Annotated in this window: 22 protein-coding genes and 1 tRNA gene; 4 read left to right on the top strand and 19 right to left on the bottom strand. The window is 60.0% G+C overall.

Translation table 11 applies throughout. The annotated features are described in order from the left end of the window. Positions 1–83: 83 nt before the first annotated feature. Together Asbog_RS00850 and Asbog_RS00845 are read right to left on the bottom strand one after the other, a co-directional pair. On the bottom strand, positions 84–1,040 hold the full coding sequence (locus tag Asbog_RS00850; protein WP_231944612.1) for a hypothetical protein: 957 nt from the start codon (positions 1,038–1,040) through the stop codon (positions 84–86). 295 nt (positions 1,041–1,335) lie between these two features. Then, positions 1,336–1,410 (bottom strand) — tRNA-Gly (locus tag Asbog_RS00845). Positions 1,411–1,630: 220 nt separating this feature from the next. Between Asbog_RS00845 and Asbog_RS00835 the strand changes: the two genes are divergently transcribed. Further along, positions 1,631–2,605: a tetratricopeptide repeat protein gene (locus Asbog_RS00835; RefSeq protein ID WP_062163746.1), complete on the top strand. Its 975-nt coding sequence runs from the start codon at positions 1,631–1,633 to the stop codon at positions 2,603–2,605. Positions 2,606–2,715: 110 nt separating this feature from the next. After that, a complete protein-coding gene (locus Asbog_RS00830; protein WP_062163745.1) occupies positions 2,716–2,895 on the top strand; it encodes a Trm112 family protein in 180 nt (59 codons plus the stop codon). A 23-nt stretch (positions 2,896–2,918) separates the two neighbouring features. Here Asbog_RS00830 and Asbog_RS00825 read toward each other — a convergent pair whose 3' ends face one another. Beyond that, the gene (locus Asbog_RS00825) at positions 2,919–3,665 is read right to left on the bottom strand and encodes a class I SAM-dependent methyltransferase (RefSeq protein ID WP_062163744.1); all 747 of its coding nucleotides are present in this window, start codon (positions 3,663–3,665) and stop codon (positions 2,919–2,921) included. After that, the gene (locus tag Asbog_RS00820; protein ID WP_062163743.1) at positions 3,662–3,970 is read right to left on the bottom strand and encodes a hypothetical protein; all 309 of its coding nucleotides are present in this window, start codon (positions 3,968–3,970) and stop codon (positions 3,662–3,664) included. Before Asbog_RS00820 ends, Asbog_RS00825 begins: the two co-directional genes overlap by 4 nt. 94 nt (positions 3,971–4,064) lie before the next feature. Here Asbog_RS00820 and Asbog_RS00815 point away from each other — a divergent pair, with 94 nt between their 5' ends. Next, the gene (locus tag Asbog_RS00815; RefSeq protein ID WP_062165612.1) at positions 4,065–4,727 is read left to right on the top strand and encodes a tyrosine-protein phosphatase; all 663 of its coding nucleotides are present in this window, start codon (positions 4,065–4,067) and stop codon (positions 4,725–4,727) included. A 33-nt stretch (positions 4,728–4,760) separates the two neighbouring features. Here Asbog_RS00815 and Asbog_RS00810 read toward each other — a convergent pair whose 3' ends face one another. From Asbog_RS00810 to Asbog_RS00790, 5 genes are all read right to left on the bottom strand, one after another. Continuing rightward, entirely contained in the window at positions 4,761–5,261 is a 501-nt protein-coding gene (locus tag Asbog_RS00810; RefSeq protein ID WP_062163742.1) for a helix-turn-helix domain-containing protein, read from the bottom strand. Between the two features lie 65 nt (positions 5,262–5,326). After that, positions 5,327–6,853, bottom strand: a complete 1,527-nt coding sequence (gene lnt, locus Asbog_RS00805; RefSeq protein WP_307723597.1) for an apolipoprotein N-acyltransferase — start codon at positions 6,851–6,853, stop codon at positions 5,327–5,329. A gap of 15 nt (positions 6,854–6,868) precedes the next feature. Next, positions 6,869–7,768 carry a GNAT family N-acetyltransferase gene (locus Asbog_RS00800; RefSeq protein ID WP_023979765.1) on the bottom strand — a complete coding sequence of 300 codons (900 nt, stop codon included), beginning with the start codon at positions 7,766–7,768 and terminating at the stop codon, positions 6,869–6,871. Further along, the gene (locus Asbog_RS00795; protein WP_023979764.1) at positions 7,768–8,259 is read right to left on the bottom strand and encodes a Fur family transcriptional regulator; all 492 of its coding nucleotides are present in this window, start codon (positions 8,257–8,259) and stop codon (positions 7,768–7,770) included. The genes Asbog_RS00800 and Asbog_RS00795 overlap by 1 nt, the downstream gene beginning before the upstream one ends. A 66-nt stretch (positions 8,260–8,325) precedes the next feature. Next, complete coding sequence (locus Asbog_RS00790; RefSeq protein ID WP_031241519.1) at positions 8,326–8,724, bottom strand: MucR family transcriptional regulator; 399 nt, start codon at positions 8,722–8,724, stop codon at positions 8,326–8,328. A 99-nt stretch (positions 8,725–8,823) separates the two neighbouring features. On the opposite strand from Asbog_RS00790, the gene Asbog_RS00785 reads away from it, so the two are divergent. Beyond that, the gene (locus Asbog_RS00785; RefSeq protein WP_062163740.1) at positions 8,824–9,057 is read left to right on the top strand and encodes a sulfurtransferase TusA family protein; all 234 of its coding nucleotides are present in this window, start codon (positions 8,824–8,826) and stop codon (positions 9,055–9,057) included. Here Asbog_RS00785 and Asbog_RS00780 read toward each other — a convergent pair. From Asbog_RS00780 to Asbog_RS14120, 10 genes are all read right to left on the bottom strand, one after another. Then, positions 9,030–9,470 (bottom strand): GNAT family N-acetyltransferase, encoded by a 441-nt coding sequence (locus Asbog_RS00780; RefSeq protein ID WP_231944609.1) that lies wholly within the window; start codon positions 9,468–9,470, stop codon positions 9,030–9,032. The genes Asbog_RS00785 and Asbog_RS00780 overlap by 28 nt on opposite strands. A 20-nt stretch (positions 9,471–9,490) precedes the next feature. Continuing rightward, entirely contained in the window at positions 9,491–10,153 is a 663-nt protein-coding gene (locus Asbog_RS00775; RefSeq protein WP_062163738.1) for a hypothetical protein, read from the bottom strand. Beyond that, the gene (locus tag Asbog_RS00770) at positions 10,153–10,743 is read right to left on the bottom strand and encodes a malonic semialdehyde reductase (RefSeq protein WP_062165611.1); all 591 of its coding nucleotides are present in this window, start codon (positions 10,741–10,743) and stop codon (positions 10,153–10,155) included. Before Asbog_RS00770 ends, Asbog_RS00775 begins: the two co-directional genes overlap by 1 nt. Before the next feature lie 127 nt (positions 10,744–10,870). Beyond that, positions 10,871–11,434: a NifU family protein gene (locus tag Asbog_RS00765; RefSeq protein ID WP_062163737.1), complete on the bottom strand. Its 564-nt coding sequence runs from the start codon at positions 11,432–11,434 to the stop codon at positions 10,871–10,873. A gap of 75 nt (positions 11,435–11,509) precedes the next feature. Further along, entirely contained in the window at positions 11,510–12,871 is a 1,362-nt protein-coding gene (locus Asbog_RS00760) for an ATP-binding protein (protein ID WP_031241513.1), read from the bottom strand. Between the two features lie 6 nt (positions 12,872–12,877). Then, positions 12,878–13,654, bottom strand: coding sequence for a response regulator (locus tag Asbog_RS00755; protein ID WP_231944608.1), 777 nt, complete (start codon positions 13,652–13,654; stop codon positions 12,878–12,880). Positions 13,655–13,752: 98 nt separating this feature from the next. Then, the gene (locus tag Asbog_RS00750) at positions 13,753–15,009 is read right to left on the bottom strand and encodes a tetratricopeptide repeat protein (protein WP_062163735.1); all 1,257 of its coding nucleotides are present in this window, start codon (positions 15,007–15,009) and stop codon (positions 13,753–13,755) included. Next, positions 15,010–15,444 (bottom strand): ExbD/TolR family protein, encoded by a 435-nt coding sequence (locus Asbog_RS00745; RefSeq protein ID WP_023979755.1) that lies wholly within the window; start codon positions 15,442–15,444, stop codon positions 15,010–15,012. Between the two features lie 121 nt (positions 15,445–15,565). After that, positions 15,566–15,988 (bottom strand): ExbD/TolR family protein, encoded by a 423-nt coding sequence (locus Asbog_RS00740; RefSeq protein WP_023979754.1) that lies wholly within the window; start codon positions 15,986–15,988, stop codon positions 15,566–15,568. 2 nt (positions 15,989–15,990) lie between these two features. Next, positions 15,991–17,058 (bottom strand): MotA/TolQ/ExbB proton channel family protein, encoded by a 1,068-nt coding sequence (locus Asbog_RS14120; protein WP_083510633.1) that lies wholly within the window; start codon positions 17,056–17,058, stop codon positions 15,991–15,993. Between the last annotated feature and the right edge of the window lie 67 nt (positions 17,059–17,125).

Genomic DNA, 17,125 nt, shown 5'->3' with positions numbered 1-17,125 from the left:
TTGAAGCGGGATAAGCGCCAAGCTGTGGCGTGCTCTCGCATCCAAGGCAAGCCCTCTTCGGGCGGCTGCCTTCCATTTCGCAATCAGAACATCATGTTAACTGCGATCTGCGGTGCAACATTCATGTTGGTATTATGGCCGGCATAGAAGACCGATGCGCCTGCAATGACGCCGAAACGGGGCGACCAGCTGAATTCGAGTGCCGGTGCCACCATCCAGTCGCCTGATGACCCATTGATTCGATCGATACGCCGCCCCCTCGCGTCAGAGCCCCAGATGCGCGCGCCATTGGCCCAGTCGCGCACCATATCGACAGCAAGCACCCAGCGCTGGTTGAAGCCATATTCGAGTGAGAAGCCAGTCTGGCCACTCATGCCAGGGCGCCCACGCCCCACGAAACCCTTGGTGGTGCCATAGCTCGTCACGTTATCAAGGCGGGCCGAGGTGACAGCGCGCCGAAATGTCGCCCACATACGCAGCCGCAACGTGTGATCATGCGGCAAATCATAGGTTGATTGCTCTACCAGTGCCGTGCGGAAAACATAGGCGCCATTGCCCACGCCGTCCTGACTTCGGCCCAGATTGGAATAATCACCCGTCGGCATGAGCATGCCGACAAACAGGCTTAGCGACGGAATATACCGTTTGGGGTTGGGGTCCAGAAAGCGCCAGAGAAAGTCGACCGGCATATCACCGAATTTCAGACTGCTGGTCGTGCCATCTCCGCGCTTCCAGCCATAGGAGATGGCAGGAAATATCTGGATACTGACATTGTCGGTCAGCCCGTATTTGACCATCGTCGAATTGCTGATGGTTCTCTGGCCAGGTCCGGAGGACATGGAGCGCCCATTGGCCCCGAGATAGTCAACGGGCTGATTATAGGTCAGGTAGGGTTCGATCCCGAGCACACCCGCCTTGAATTGCGGTCCGGACGGCGAAATGAGAGAGCCTGTGTACCACTGCTCGCGCTTTGGCTGAGGCTCGGCATCAGATGCCCAGACCTTGCTGCCCATGCCCCAGGGAAATGACAGGGCGGACATCAGGCCCGCAATAGCCGGAACTGACCGCAAAAAGCTCTTTATGGTGGGATAATGTCTCAAAATCTCGCCGCGTTATTTTTTTGTTACCCTGCGACGGTTAAAAACCTTCCGAGGATGACGCAACCTGTCCAAAGCGAGATTTTACTGATCAAAGAGTCAGGTTCATTGGTATGCAAGGCGTTTGAGCGCACAAGATCACAAAGAATTCAGGAAAGTAATTCTTGCTCTTCGTAAAGTTCTAAAAATTTTCTTTGATATTTCGGAAGCGTCGCTCCAGATAAATCAGCAGATTATCTGGAGCGGGCGATGGGATTCGAACCCACGACCCCAACCTTGGCAAGGTTGTGCTCTACCCCTGAGCTACGCCCGCGTTCCGTTGGACGGGTAATTACTGCCTGAGGCCGTGGGGCGCAAGAGGGTTTTTTGAAAAACATGCTTTTTTTTTTGCTTTTCTTTCTTGAGAGCCTCTCCCGACGCCGCGCACCCAGGCTCGGGCTTGCGTCCTGCACGCTTCAGAACAATCTTGTAGCCATGATGATCAACAGGTGATGCCAGCGAAAAGCCGCGCATCATCGGGACAGAGAGATTCCATGGACTATATCATTGGGCAGAATCGCCCCCAGCCCGGAAACGACGCAGGCCTAACCCCGTCCCCCGGCGCTCCCGGCACACAGGCTGCACTCATCGTCGATGCTGATCAGCGCAGCTTCATGCCTGAGGTACTCGAAGCCAGCCGGCAGCTTCCCGTACTTGTGGATTTCTGGGCGCCCTGGTGCGGACCCTGCAAGCAACTGACCCCCGTGCTCGAGCGCGCCGTCACGGCGGCCGGCGGTCGGGTCAAGCTGGTCAAGGTCGATATCGAGGCCAATGCCGCGCTTGCGGCCCAGCTTGCGCAGGTCGGTCTGCCCATCCAGTCGATCCCGCTTGTTGCGGCCTTTTACAAGGGCCAGATTGTCGACATCCTGCAGGGCGCCCAGCCCGAGAGCGAAGTGCGCCGCTTTATCGAGCAGATCGTCAAGGCAACCGGCGCCACGCTGCCAAGCGCGGATATTCTTGCAGCGGCCTCGGCTGCCTTGCAGGAAGGTCAGGCAGAGGAAGCCGCCGGGCTGTTTGCCTCGCTGCTCGAAATCGAGCCGGAAAACCCCGAGGGCTGGGGCGGCATGATCCGGGCGCTGACGGTACTGGGTGATGATGAGGGTGCGGACGAAGCCCTGAGTCAGGTACCACCCAAGCTGGCGGAGCACCCGGCCGTGACAGGCGCACGCGCGGCCCTGGCCCTGCACAAGGAGAGCCATCAGGCAGCCTCGGCGCTCGACGGGCTCCGGGCGGAGTGTGCGGCTTCTCCCGACGATCTCGCTTTACGCTTCCGTCTGGCTGGCGCCCTGAATGGTGCAGGCCACAAATCAGAGGCAGCAGACACGCTGCTTGCCATCATCAAACAGGACCGCGAGTGGAATGACGGCGCAGCACGCGCCGAATTGCTGCGCTTCTTCGAAGCCTGGGGCAATACCGATCCGGCAACCTTGCCCGCGCGACGCAAGCTGTCAGCCCTGCTCTTTTCCTGAACCACGCATCGCGGCTGCCATCCTGCCTTCTTCCCCTTTAAAAGAGGAATGACGAAGGCAGGGTCGAGGCCATTCACCCCCCCGCTCCCATCCATCAGAAGGATTCACCTATGGCTCAGGATCTCGATCCCCACCTTCTCTCCATGCTTGTCTGCCCGGTGACGAAGGAAGCGCTTATTTATGACCGCGAGGCACAGGAGCTTGTCAGCAAGGGGGCCCGCCTTGCGTACCCTGTGCGCGACGGCATTCCGGTGATGCTGCCGGAAGAAGCCCGCCCCCTGGCCGACTGACACGCCATGACCGGCACTGCGCCTTAACGTACCGTAAAAAGCGCCGTATCGAGCGTAAAGCTCCCGTCAGCCTCGACAGCAAAATGCTGTCGGGTTCCGGCATCCGTCGCCCTCTGAAGCGACAGGATGGCCTGCTGATGTAAGGCGGGCGTCCGGGTTCGCGCGACCCATGAGACGAAGTCAAGCTTCAGACGCAAGGGCTGATAGTCTTCCAGCGCAAATCCAGCGCTTTCAAGACTGCGCCTCCACTCCGAGACGCGATAATTGCGCATGTGCGAGGGATCGCGCAGGGTTTCGATCGCCTGCAGCACGGAATCGGCCATAGGGGCCTCCGGTGCGACCGTGTCGATAAAGATCCCCAGACCGCCCCGTCGCAGCACGCGGCGCGCCTCACTGAGCCCCGCTTGCAGGTCGCGCCAGTGATGGGCACTAAAGCGGCTGGCCACCACATCAAAAATGCCCTCTGGAAAGGGCAGGGATTCCGCAAAACCCCCGACAGGACGTATCCGGGTCAGCCCACGGCGCTCTGCCTCGTTCCTGACGGCATTAGCCATGCTCAATGTCGGGTCATAAGCCACGACCTGCCCGCAGAACGGCGCCATGGCATAGCTCACATGGCCGCCGCCACAACCGAGATCGAGGGCCACACCAGGGGTCTCTTCACGCAGCAGCGCAACGAGACGCTCCAGATCCTCCCCGACTGCGTGGGTCTGGCTGCTGACATAATCCTTGGCGCGCGGGCCATAATGTCCGGTGACGAAGTCGCTCATGGATTCCCTCTCTTGCCGTAGGAGACTTCGGCATCGGGCACGGCATATTGGGGTTTGACCTCACTGGTCGTCACGGTCTCGGTGGCGAGGCCCGGCAGAACCGGCGGACCCGACGCCCCGTCCATGCCCGGTATGGCAACCGGCAGCGAAGCATAGGCGCGTGCCATGCGATCGCGATGGGGTGGCTGACCGGGCGGATGGCCCGGTGGACCATTGACGGCCAGATCCGGCTTCGGCGGGCCGAATGTATTATCCGCGCAGCCGGCAAGAACCATCAGAGAGAGGAGGAGCGAGGCTGAACGCATGACGAATCTTGTATCAACCTCATTCACTGGCGGCAATTGACGGATGATGCCGGGTGCGGCAGGCATCGCACAGCAAATCGGGGGAGAGTTTTTCGTGTTTGATGGATCGCTGGCAACTGCCACAGGCCGACGCAAGGCGTGGATCGACAGTCTCTTCGTCGATCATGCCATTTTCCGTCTACCCTGGACCAATCTCGCCACCGTCGTGCCGGGCAAGGTCTATCGATGCAATCACCCCACACCCGCACGGCTGGCCCGGCTCAAGCGAAAGCTGGGCCTGCGCACGCTGGTCAATCTGCGCGGGCATCGGCGCTGCGGTTCAGATGCCCTCTCACGGCAGGCGGCGCAGACACTGGGCCTCGATCATGTCGACATGGCTTTCGAAAGCCGCGGCGCACCGCACCGTGACAGGATCCTGCGCTTTGCCGGGTTGTATGCGCAGATCGAACGCCCGATGCTCATGCACTGCAAGTCAGGTGCCGACCGCGCAGGCCTGGCCTCGGCACTGGTCATCCTGTTCGAAGGTGGAACAGCCGCTCAGGCGCTGCGCCAGCTGCACTGGCGTTTCGGGCATTTCAACCGGGCACGTACCGGCATTCTTGACGCATTTGTCCTGCGCTATCAGGCCGAGGCTGAAGGGCGCATCCCCTTTATGCATTGGGTCGAGCATGAGTATGACGAGGTCAGACTCAAAAAGGATTTCACGGCGGGTAAACTGGCCTCTTTCGTAACAGACAAGGTTTTGCGCCGGGAATAAACTCCCATCGGGCTCAGAACCCGCGCTTTTGTCTCAATCCGGGAACGCCATGCTTTTCACCAGGTTGACCAGCTGAAACCTCACCTTCGCGTCTGAGATATTCTGGAAGGCGTGCAGGAGTTCAACGGACATTGTATCGAGGCGTAGTGCAGGCATGGGTTCCGCTGACAGGCCTACGGGGGCAAGCCCATCTTCGCCTGTCGCCGACCTGAAACCGGATGGTGCCTCTGAAAAACCGGTCGCCGCCGAAGGGGCGCTATCAGAGCGCCGCATGGACCCGTTTCCCCCACCAGCCAGATCATCGAAGAAGAACCCGATCGGCACATCGAGAACGCGCGACATTTCATAGAGGCGACTTGCCCCTACCTTGTTCGCGCCTCGCTCATATTTCTGCACCTGCTGAAAAGTAAGTCCCAGCGCCGCGCCGAGCTTTTCCTGCGACATGCCCAGCACGGTCCGCCGCAATCTGATCCGTGCGCCGACGAGAGCATCGATCGGACCCGCTGCCGAGGCGCTTTTTGCGGTATTACTCATCAAGCATGGACTCTTATTGGTGGTTAATCAGATATACCCAACGGCATAGATTAACTTTCTATTATCTACTGTCGGCGATACCCAAGAAAAACAGCCACCAAGACAGCCATAATGCAGAGACTGACAGGGACTATTCTTCCATAGATCGAGAATATTGTTGGCCGGTGCGGCGAGGGTATGGCGAGAACAAGGCTATCTGCCTTACCCCAGGGCAAGCGGGCAATTTCGTGCCCGGCGCCATCAAAAGCGGCCGTGATGCCCATATTAGCAGACTGAACGACAGGGAGTCCCTCTTCGACCGCCCTGATTCTTACGGTCGCCAGATGCTGGCGCGGCCCTGCACTATTACCGAACCACGCATCATTGGTGATATTCGCCAACCAGTCTGGACGCTTGGCGCCTGCGACATGGCCGGAGAATATGATCTCGTAACAGATCAGGGGTCCGACAGCCCCTAGCGCTGGCAGCGACCAGGTGGCTAGCCCCTTGCCCGGCGTCAACTGACCTGGAAGCAGATTGAACGGTATGAAACGCGGCTGATATTCTCCAAACGGAACCAGCGTGGACTTGTCGTAGACGGCCCTGATCTGCCCGCTTTCATCCAGCGCGAAAATACTGTTGTAAAACCGGTTATCCGCGTCGCGCCGATCCGACCCGATCATCCCCCAAGCGCCATCTGCCGCCTGGGCAATCATGCGCCTTGCAGGCTCATCTTCGTCCAGAAGTCCGGGAAAGCCCGACTCAGGCCAGAGATAGACAAGACCTCGATCCTCATTGAGGGCCCTTGCTTTCGCTACGGCTTCATTGGTGAGGCGCAGATAAAGCCTGAATGCCTGCACGGCACCATCGCGCGAGAGAATGTCGCGCTCACGCACATTCCCCTGCAACAGCGCCACCACGGGATTCCTGACGGGCAAGAGTCGGGGGTGGCTCAGGCTGTACGCCCCCCATACGCCCCACACGCAAATGCCCCCGATCAGACCAAGGCGGACTGTGCGCCCATGCCAGACCAGCAATCCGCATAGAGCAGCGACCAATGTCAGCCCGTCCACCCCTATAACGGCAGCAGGCTGGATGAGAATATCACCCACCAGACCCGGGATCTCGAACACGCTGCCGGTCGGGTTCCAGGGAAAGCCCGTGAAGATGAATACACGCGCCATGTCAGCCAGCGTCCATAGCGCAGCCAGCATGACCATGCGTGACGCGCCTTCCGGCATGAGGCGGCATAGCAGGACGGGCACCATGATGAAGGGCGCAAGAATCAAGGCGCAGCCTGGGGCGGCAATGGGCACAGCCCACCAGAAATCATGCGCCCGCGTCAGTATGGCATTCGTCAACCAGGACAATGCCGCCGTGTGATAGCCGAGCCCGAAGAAGAAGGCGTGTACCGCAAGCTGACGGGGGCTCGCTGCGTCCTGTGTGCAACGATAAAGATAGAGCAACCCAAGGGCGAGCGCAGGCAAGCAGTACAGAGGCGGGAGCGCCAGCGAGGCAAGCGCCCCGACGACGAGATCAGCCAGAATCATTTTCCCAGTGGAAAATGGAAGCCGGCTCGACGGGAAGGAAGCGTTCCAGAGCCGGAAAGTCACATTTTACTCCTGGTCTTATTCTAGGGCGTCTCTCAGGCGACGCTCATAATGACGATAATACTTGTCCGCCAGGAGCTCGCTTTTAACGAGAACGGCCACATCCGTCGTATTGAACTGTTCATCCACAACGGCCCCGTCACCAATGAAACCACCCAGACGCAGATAGCCCTTGATGAGGGGCGGCAGCTTCGACAGGCATTTGCGATGATCAAGCAGATGCGGATCGCTACGCTGCATATCAACATACCGGTCCGGCAGAGCGCGAATGCGGAGCGCCGGCGGAGCGAGATGATTGTGATACAGATAGGTCAGCTCATCAGCCATGAGATCGGGATTTGTCCCTGGCAGGCTGGCACAGCCAAACAGAACGTCGATGCGATGCAGGAAGATGTACGAGGCAATGCCACGCCAGAGCAACTGCATGGCCGAACGACCACGGTAGCGCTGATCGACACAGGAACGCCCGACTTCAAGCAGTCGACCAGGGAATTCCGTGAGCGTCGAGATATCGTACTCGCTCGATGTGTAGAAACGCCCGAGTTGAGCGGCCTTGTCGCTGGTCAGGAGGCGATAGGTCCCCACTACGCCTTCGGCACCCGAAGAGACAGCATGATCGATCACGAGAAGATGGTCCGCAACCTCATCGAAATCGTCGATATCGCGCTTCAGGCGGGCCGTGCGTTCATCCGCATGAGCTCCCATCTCCTCGAAGAACACGCGGTAGCGCAGGGCCTGAGCGGCTTCGCGTTCGGCATCGGTCGTTGCAATACGCACGCCAAGCTGCCCCCCCCGGAGTTCGGGAAAGGCGTCCCGGGACAGATCGAGGCTGGAAAGCGACTGACCTGCAGCAGCACTGTTTTCGCCGTCCGTAACAAGAAGACGCAGGATCTCGGCGTGGGAAGGTTTGGCGCTCATCAATCCTGACCTGTTGAGCCGCCTGCCTTCTGGGGCATACGGCGGCCGAAGAGTTCGAGACGATGCGACACGAGATCAAAGCCGAGGCGACGGGCCAGGGCCTCCATCAGGGCAGCATGGTCCTCATCCTCGAATTCGACGACATGACCGGAATCGACATCGATAAGATGATAGTGGTGCTGGTGGCCAGGTTCGCTGGCCTCATAACGTGCACGACCACCACCAAAATCACGACGCTCGAGGATCCCTTTTTCCTCTAGCAGACGGACCGTGCGATAGACTGTTGCGATGGAGATACGCGCATCGAGCTGCGAGGCACGACGATACAGCTCCTCGACGTCCGGGTGATCTTCAGCTTCGGACAGGACGCGCGCGATGACGCGGCGCTGCCCTGTCATCTTGAGGCCCCGGTCGATACATAATTGCCCGATGCGTGACTCTTCCTGAGCCCGCCCGCTTCGCTTTGCGTCAGCTTTCGCTTCAGATACCATGGAATACGGCGTAGCCGAAAATCCGGTCCTTTGCCAACGTTAAGTATCGGACAAAGGGCGCCTTTCTCATCGACGGTGGCCAAGACCGATCTTGCGCGCCAGATTCGAGCGGTGGCTCGCATAATTCGGTGCGACCATCGGATATTCCGGCGGCAGATCCCAGCGCTCGCGGTATTGCTGAGGCGTCATGTCATAGACGGTCTGAAGGTGGCGGCGGAGCAGTTTGAGCTTTTTGCCATCTTCGAGGCATATGATATAATCGGGAAATACTGATTTCTTCGGCGGTACCGCTGGTGTCGGCTTGATAATTTCGGGCTTGGTATTGGCAACATTGGACAAGGTCTGATGGATTGTCCGGATGAGATTGGGCAGGTCCTGACCCGAAACTTCATTATGAGCCACATAGGCAGAGATAATCTGTGTTGTTAGCTTCTGCAAAATCAAGTTATCCGGATCGCTCGACATATAAATTTCCCTCAATGAATATATCTGATCGATAGAAATACACTCACCAAACGATATAGTCCAAGAAAATATATCGAACAACTAGGGGTACTCAATACAATGTCCGTGCAAATTATTGATATCACAGACAAGACCTGCCCCATGACCACAGTTTACGTTCGCCTCGCGCTCGATCGGTCCCAGATTGGCCAGGATCTTGTCGTGCTGCTCAGAGGAGAGGAAACACGCCGCAATGTGTTGACCCTGCTGGAAACGCTTGGACAGAAGGCAGAGTGGGAGGTCGCGGAGAACCCGGTCGAGAGCGATTACCGTATAGCGCTATGTAAATCATGACGCATGACCCGCGCATTGCTTCCGTCGGGATAGTATGAACGCCTGATCCCGCAATCCTCAAATCCGAGTGCGAGGTAAAGAGCGCTTGCCGGACTATTGTTGACTGACACCTCAAGGAAGAGGCTCGTCACCCCCTGCCCTGCAAGAAAAGTGAGGCTTCCCTCGATCAACGCGCGCGCAACCCCCTTGCGGCGGAACGGCGGCAGCACAGCAACAGTCAGGATCTCTGCCTCATCCATGCAATGCCGCACGAGAAGAAGGCCGGCCGGTCCAATGTGATTGGTGTAGACCCAGCCTGCAACACCCGGCATCGAGAGTAACCCGGTAAAGGCCTCGGCCGTCCATTGCTCGGGTTCGGGAAAGGCATCCCGGTGCAGGGCGGCACAGAGTTCCCCATGGGCCGTACCCAACATGACCATCGGGCCGCCGTCGGTCATCCCTGCGGTGCAGGACGCAATCCACGGGCTGGCAACTTGGCCTCCGGTGCGTCGATGTAAAGGGGCTCAAGCATGGCGCTGTTGGCTGTCACCAGGCCCGCTTCCAGAATCATGTGGATGTCGGGTCGTGCTGTTTCAAATGCCCCTGATGGAACCGTATGTCCTGCCAGCATGGCGACGCCATTGCCGACCAAGGGCCCTTCCCGGCCCGCACCCTGCCTGGACAGAAATGCGTCCGGTGATCCGGCCCAGAAGGAACCGTCAGCCCATTCGACAAACAGACGATCACGACGTGCCTGCGTCAGACAGATGGCACTTTCCAGACCTTGTCGCGTACGGAAACAGGCACCTGTCGTGACACCCCTCAACTGCGCACCGAAACCAAGCGCCAGGCCGTTCGCCAGAGCAAGACTGGCCCGCAGGCCAGTGAACGACCCAGGCCCTATGACGGCGATGATCAGTTCCGGTCCCTGATGCCAGCCCGGCATCTTGAAGAAGTCACGGCAATGCGCGGCCAGGGATGCCGTCGCCCCGAGGTCTTCGATCGCTACATGTGCAACACAGCGACGACCCTCGAAGATTGCCAGATCCCCCGCGCTCGATGGACCCAGTGTTGCGCCATTCAGCACCAGGCTGCGCGTACCCGCCGTCAACACCATCAGAGAACGAGGCAGGCTTCGTCAAAGGCCAGACGCATGGCGCGTTCCGCCGGTGGCGGCGCCTCCGCATAACCCAGACCGGCGATGAAATTGATGCGCCAGCCTGTATCGGAGAGAAAGTCGTCTTCGATTGTGTAGCTGTCGAACCCTGAGAACGGTGCGACATCAAGACCAAGGGCACGGGCCGCAAGGATCATATAGCCGCCCTGGAGAGAACCATTGCGAAACGCCGTCTCTTCCGAGAGTCCGACATCAGCGGCAAACCAGTTCCGCAGGTTTTCCTCCCGGCTCAAGCGGGGCAGATGCTCGAAGAACAGAGGGTCATGACAGACGAGCACCACGACAGGCGCGCTGAGACAACGCTCGATATTACCCGTGGACAAGGCCGGTCGCAGGCGCTCCTTCATATCGTCAGAAGTCAGGAAAACGAGGCGTGCGGGACAGCAATTGCCCGATGTCGGACCAAGCTTGACGAGATCGTAAAGCGTGACCAGCGTCTCGCGTTCGACCGGAAGGGCTGACCAGCCAATGGGTGTGCGGGCCTGTCGAAACAGGCGATCGAGTGCCAGCGCATCAAGAGCTGGTGGCAGGGCGCGCGCATCACCCGGTGCGGCGTCATGATCACGCCGGGTGCTGCCAGCCCGGACTGTCTGATCAGGGCTCGAGCCATCCAGCGACACCGGGACAGGGGACTCTGGCTGACTCTCACTCACGGCTTCAATCCTCGACTTGCTCTACGGCTACCACTTCAGGGACGTAGTGACGCAGCATGTTTTCGACACCATGCTTCAGTGTGGCACGCGACGAAGGACAACCAGCGCAGGCGCCCTGCATCGTCAGGCGCACAACACCGTCACGATAACCCCTGAATACGATATCACCCCCATCTCCTGCAACGGCAGGGCGAACGCGCGTATCGAGCAGTTCGCGGATCTGGGCGACAACAGCTTCGTCCTCAGGGGCAATCGCCTCTTCCTGAGCTTCTGCAACCGATTCAAGGCTTGGCTCACCGGAGTCGAAATGGCTGGTAATCGCAGCAAGAAGCAGAGGCTTGAGCGTGTTCCAGCTGAATTCGTCGGTCTTGGTAACGGAAATGAAGTCACCACCAAGGAAAACACCGCACACACCCTGTACCGCGAAGAGGGTGGTAGCGAGGGGCGAGCGGCCCTCAGCTGCGCGGGCATCGGCAAAATCAGCCGTACCACGGTGGCCGGTTACGGCCCGACCGGGGAGGAACTTGAGGGTGGCGGGGTTCGGGGTATCTTCGGTCTCGATAAACATCACAGCTCTCAGATCACAGTTGTCGCTGTGACATGTGCCATCAATCGTGACTCCGCAAGTCCTTTATCCCCCGAATCAGGCCTGGGCGACGCCCAGTGGCAGCATGATCTGCACGCACAGGCCGCGTCCGGGCACATTGTGCAGATCCACCTTACCCTTCGCCCGCCCGACTTCACGTGTGACAATGGCCAGACCCAGCCCCATCCCGCCAGTGGCGCGTGAGCGCGACCCTTCGACACGATAGAAAGCCGAGAGAACGTTTTCGAGCTCTGCTTCCGGAATTCCCGGTCCGTCATCGACGACGGAAACGATGACTTCCTTGCCATCCGTCTCAAGCGTCACATGCGCATCGCCGCCGTAATTGCAGGCATTGTCAATGAGATTGGCAAAAACCCGCTTGATTGCGAGAGGACGCACCATTGCCTGACAGCGATCCGGCCCGGTGTAGCTTGTGTCGCGGCCACGATCGCTCTGGGAGTCGAGCAACGTATTCAGGATAGCGACGAGATCGACCTGCTTGATCGGCTCGGGGTCCAGATCGCCAGCCAGATAGGCCAGAACCCCTGTCACCATAGCCTCCATCTCGTCGATATCGGCCTCGATCGCCGTTTGGGTTTCCTCGTCATCCATGAACCCGGCGCGCAGGCGCAGTCGGGCAAGTGGCGTGCGCAGGTCGTGCGAAACGGCAGCGAGAATTTCGGTGCGGTCGTTGATAAGACGCCGGATGCGGTGCTGCATCTTGTTGATGGCCTGGGCAAGTCCACGCACTTCTCGTGGCCCACGCTCATCGACCATCGTCCATTGCATGTCATCGGACTTGGCGATGCTGTCCGCCACCTGCGCGAGCGCACGCAGGGGCGTACTGAGCGCCCGTACGATCATCGCCGCAGCAATGGCGACGGCACCCGCGGTGATGGCCGCCGAGGCCAGCCCCCCCGTCATGTGCCTGTGCTTGAGAATCCCGGGCACGTTGAAGGCCAGACGGCTTCCGTCTGCCAGTTGGAGGCTTCCGTGAATGCTCGATGAGTCGGCCCGATCGGCCCAGACACGGATATCGGCCTTGCCGAGATCGCGATCATTGGCGATCAGGCTTTCCTCGACCTGACGCAATCTGTGCGGCTGGTCGAGGTCGATTGGCTGGTTGGCCGAACGCCAGCTCACACTGATACCGTTATCCGAGAGAAGGGCGCCCAGCAGACCGCGCTGACTGATCGGCGTCGTGCGCAGCACACGCAGATCAGTGCTCAATTCCTCTGCAAGCTGGGTAATGCGGCTGTCGTCATCGATATAGGTTTCCGCCTCTTCATAGAAAAAGGCGCTGGCCACGAAGACCAGAATGACGGCAGCGAGCAGAACCACGCTGACCCGGCCGACAAGGCCGACCGGCCACAGACGGATGATGCGGGGCGTATTTCCCCCTCCAAGACTGAACGGCATGGGGGTTTAGACGCGCTCGACTTCTGCCACGAATATATAGCCCAGGCCGCGCACAGTGCGGATCAGCGCGTCGGCGTCGGCACCAAGCTTGCGGCGCAGACGGCTGACGAGCACGTCGATGCTGCGGTCCGAAACGTCGCCAAGGCGCGTGCGCGAGAGTTCGAGCAGCCTGTCACGCGCGATCACGCGCTGGGGATTGTCGAGGAAGCTTGTGAGCAGGTCATGCTCGGCACCCGAGATGTCGACCACAGCGCCCGAAGGATCTGTCAGCTCGCGGCGACGAAGATCCAGCTTCCATCCTGCAAAGAGGATTGTCTCCTTGCGCGATACCTCGGTCGGAGCGGCACCCTGACCGCGGCGCAGCACGGCGCGAACACGCGCCAGGAGTTCACGTTGGCCGAAAGGCTTCGCGACATAGTCATCAGCGCCGATTTCGAGGCCAAGGACGCGATCACGCTCTTCGCCACGGGCAGAAACCATGATGATCGGGGTTTGGGCCAGAGGCGCTTCGCCGGGGTGGTTCGTTCCCTGACCGTTGCGAATGGCGCGGCAGAGTTCCACGCCACTGGTCTTGGGCAGCATGACGTCCATGACGAAAAGATCGACGGGGCCAACCGCAAGGGCATCCCACATTTCGTCGCCTGAAGCGACACTGCGGACCCTGAAGCCATCGCCCTGCAGGGCGCGCTGGATCAGGGTGCGCATCCCCGGATCATCTTCTACGATAAGGATACGCGCCGGCAGGTCGGGAGCGGGGGAGGGAGCAGTAGGAGCTGTCGTCATTATCCCATCGATCATTCTGTGGTAAACGAGATTTGATACAATTTATGTCTCAGTTCACGCAAGAACAACCGTATTGATGGGATTCGACGAATTTTACCTCATTTTGATGATTTGGTAAGCAATAGGGTCCAGAGCTGCGCGAGATCCTGCGACCCATGATCGCCATGGACATCGGCAAAGCTTTTTATTGCCTCAGCCTTGCGACCACCATCCATCTGCGCCATGGCGTATTGCAGCTTTGCGCCTTCGGGAGCGATCGGCTTCTTGGCCAGCCCTTCGCGCATCAGGGCAAGGCCCTCGTCCACCTGGCCATTCAGCACAAGATTATATCCCGCGGTGAGCGACGGTGCTGCGTTGGGCATCTTGCGCGCCGACTCAGCATCCGCAGCCAGTGTGGCCTTCGTATCGGCGGCACGCTTGACCACCATCGCTTTCAGGCGGGCTTCACGCGCAGCGCCCTGGTCCTTGCCCAGCGCGCCGGAAGCATAGGCCTGGTTCATCAGGTTGAGCCCCAGCTGCGGCAGACCGGCCTGAACAGCGCGCTCGACCATATCCATGTAATCTGACGGGTCCTTGAGCACGCCTGTCGTCATGCGCAGACGTTCGAGGTTGAACTGCAGGGCGTCAGGCATCTGGGGGTCAGCTGCGAGATTATGGATCAGCATCGCCCAGTAATCAGGTTTGGAGTAGTATTTGGCGAGTAGCACATAGGCATGCGTCTCGTTCGCCGCATCCTTCATCTGATGATAGCAGGTCGCCAGGAACTGAAGCTGGTTCTCGGGCGGGATACGCTTAGCCTTGATCTCGTCGTTGATCTGGTCCTGCTGTACACGCGCAGCGTTCTTGTAGTCCTGCTGCAGGTAGTAGGACTGGACCAGAAGCGTCTGCATCTGGGCGTTCGGGCCGGCAATCTTGAGATAGCGCTCGATAGCCGGGACAGCGTGCGCATAATCCTTGGCATTATAGGCCATGGTCGCGTTGGCCATCAGCATCTGCTGCTTGGCTGCCGCAGGTGTGCGCGGTGACGCGATCAGCACGTCATAGGCCTTAGAGGCCGCGGCCACATCGCCCGACGAGGCAGCAACCGCCGCGCGCATCTGGGCAATGGTGTATTTCTCGTATTCGGTTTTCCCCGGAATCGCATCAGCCGCGTTCACGGCGCTCATGGCCTTGGCGTAGTTTTTCGCGCCCAGAGCCGTTTGCGCTTCCTGCAGGGGTTTGCCGACCTTGGCACTCAGCTGGTCTTCAGCATGAGCGATCGTGACGAGCGAAGACCCGATGACCGGAACGAAAGAGGAGGTTGCCAGAAGCGAGCTGGCAACCAGGAGGGCGCGAGAACAACGGGGAAAACGCACTTACTGTCCTTCCATGAACTGGTCTTGACCGACGATACCGAGCTTGGTGATGCCAAGACGCTGGGCGTCGGCAAGCACATGGGCAACCGTCTTGTAGTCGGCCAGGCGATTGGGGTGAATATGCATCTCGGGCTGATCGGGCAGGTTTGCCGCGTTCATGAAGCGCGCCTGAAGATCGGCTTCGGAGGAGACGGGTTCGCCATTCCAGCTGATGGAATTGTCGAAATCGACCGCAACCGTGACAACCTTGGGCTCTTCGGTGCTCGGCGGCGGATTGCCCTGCGGCAGGTCCAGCGCGACCGAATGCGTCTGAAGCGGAATGGTGATGATCAGCATGATGAGCAGCACGAGCATGACGTCAATCAGGGGCGTCGTGTTGATATCGACGATGCCCTCGTCTTCATGCGTGCTGTCGGATCCGACGCTCATGGCCATGAGAGAACTCTCCAACAGGCGGAAAGCCGGCCAAGACCGGCATCCGGAAAAAACGGAGCCGGAGCCCCCTGCGACCCTGCGGGGTCAGCAGAAGGCTCCTGAAGCGGGGTCCTGACCGAAATCAGGAGTGAGGCTGCTCGGTGATGAAATCGATGCGATAGATGCCAGCTTCCTGGCAGGTCGCGACGATTTTGCCGACAGCTTCGTAACGGGCCTTGCCGTCACCCCGGATCTGGATCTGGGGCTGGGGCTTGATGACTGCGACCTTCTCGAGACGATCGAGCAGATCCTGATGACCACGCAGAGGAACTTCGTTCCAGTACGCCTGACCATTCGCCGTGACCGCCAGGACAATGTTGCCTGGCTTGGTCTGGGTCGGCTGGTTGGCGTCGCGCGGCAGCTGCACCTTCACGGAATGCGTCGCAACCGGGATGGTGATCAGGAAGATGATGAGAAGAACGAGCATGACGTCAACGAGCGGCGTCGTGTTGATCGCCGAGACGACTTCGTCTTCTTCACCACCCCCACCGACGTTCATCGCCATGATCAGGCAACTCGCGAGCTGGTGGTCGTGGTCGTCGGGCTGTGGTCAGGGCTGACCGTCGGGGCAACACCGTGACGGAAGCCACCCAGCAGGACGGACTGAACGTCGGCGGCGAAGTTGCGCACGCGGTCCATGGCGCCCTTGTTGCGACGGACGAGCAGGTTGTAGCCCAGAACGGCCGGAACAGCGGTGGCAAGACCGATAGCCGTCATGATGAGCGATTCACCAACCGGACCGGCAACCTTGTCGATCGAAGCCTGGCCTGCAATGCCGATGGCGGTCAGGGCGTGATAGATACCCCAGACGGTGCCGAACAGACCGACGAACGGCGAGGTCGAACCCACGGTGCCGAGGAAGGCGAGGCCGCCCTGCAGACGCGTGTTGATGGTGTCAACCGAACGCTGAACGGACATGGCGGTCCAGCTATGCAGGTCGATGGCGTCGCGCATCGAGCCTTCATGGTGCTCGGCAGCCACAATGCCCGTCTCGGCAATATAGCGGAACGGCGAAGCCGGCTTCAGGGCAGCAGCGCCCTCCTGAACGGTCGGCTTGGTCCAGAATTCACGTGCCGCTTCCTTGGAAGCCGAGAACACCTTGGACTGTTCCAGGAACTTGGTGACCATGATGATCCAGGTGCCTGCGGACATGATGACCATGATCAGCAGAACGCCACGGGCAATGGCGTCACCGTTGGACCAGAGAGCGCTCAGGCCATACGGGTTTTCCTGCGACTTCGGCGCAGTTGCCTCGGCAGGAGCTTCAGGAGCCGGGGCAGCGGCGTCGGGTGCAGGGGCACCAGCGGCCGGAGCAGCAGCGTCAGGGGCCGGGGCACCGGGAGCAGCCGCATCGGGAGCCGGGGCGCCGGGGGCAGCCGGAGCAGCGGCGTCGGGCGCTGCAGGGGCCGGGGCCGCGGGAGCCGGGGCAGCAGCGTCGGGAGCAGGAGCCGCAGGCTGGGCAGCCGGGGTTTCCTGGGCAAGAGCAACGGCCGGCACGACCACACCTTGCGCCACGGCAAGCGTGACTGCCAGGGCCGGGGCGGCGAGAGCGGGAAGGCGGAACAGTCTCGTCATTAACTCCAAATCCTCTGAAAAAGAGCCCCTTCGAGAAGGACTCTGGCAGTGCCGCCCCGTTCTCTGC

Source organism: Asaia bogorensis NBRC 16594 (assembly GCF_001547995.1).
Lineage (GTDB): Bacteria > Pseudomonadota > Alphaproteobacteria > Acetobacterales > Acetobacteraceae > Asaia > Asaia bogorensis.
Note: the sequence above shows the minus strand (reverse complement) of the source record. Positions and strands in the feature narration are given on the sequence as shown.